This window comes from Collinsella sp. AM16-21, from assembly GCF_003471905.1.
Classification (GTDB): domain Bacteria; phylum Actinomycetota; class Coriobacteriia; order Coriobacteriales; family Coriobacteriaceae; genus Collinsella.
Genome location: NZ_QRKJ01000044.1, coordinates 1 through 595, shown reverse-complemented (window position 1 = coordinate 595; position 595 = coordinate 1). Strand labels below are relative to the sequence as shown.

The 595-nt window shown below is 68.2% G+C and carries 1 protein-coding gene; it reads right to left on the bottom strand.

The features are described from left to right. Positions 1 to 55 precede the first annotated feature (55 nt). Positions 56 to 595, bottom strand: a 540-nt coding sequence (locus DW180_RS10110) for a dTDP-glucose 4,6-dehydratase (RefSeq protein ID WP_118238525.1), incomplete at its 5' end; no start/stop codon positions are given.

The following is a 595-nucleotide window of genomic DNA, read 5'->3' as shown; positions in this document are numbered from 1 at the left end:
CATGCCCTGCGGCCCCGCGCGGGCGCCCCGCGGTGCGGTTCGCCGGAATGCAGTCTTACTGGCCCTGTGCGCGGTAGCGGGCCTCGGTGGCCTCCTTGGCGGGGCGCCACCAGGACTCGTTGGCGACGTACCAGTCGATGGTCCGCTTGAGCCCCTCGGCGAAGTCGGTGTGGGCCGGCCTCCAGCCCAGCTCGCGCTGGAGCTTCGTGCTGTCGATGGCGTAGCGGCGGTCGTGGCCGGGGCGGTCGGCGACCCAGTCGAAGTCCTCGGGGTCGCGGCCCATGGCCTCGAGGATCATGCGCAGGACCGTGATGTTGTTCTTCTCGCCGTCGGCTCCGATGAGGTAGGTCTCCCCCATCTCGCCCTTCGTGAGGATGTCCCAGACGGCCGAGGAGTGGTCCTCGGTGTGGATCCAGTCGCGGACGTTCTCGCCGCGGCCGTAGAGCTTGGGGCGCACGCCGTCGATTATGTTGGTGATCTGCCTGGGGATGAACTTCTCCACGTGCTGGTAGGGGCCGTAGTTGTTGGAGCAGTTGGAGATCGTGGTGCGCAGGCCATAGGTGCGGGTCCAGGCGCGCACGAGCATGTCGGAGCT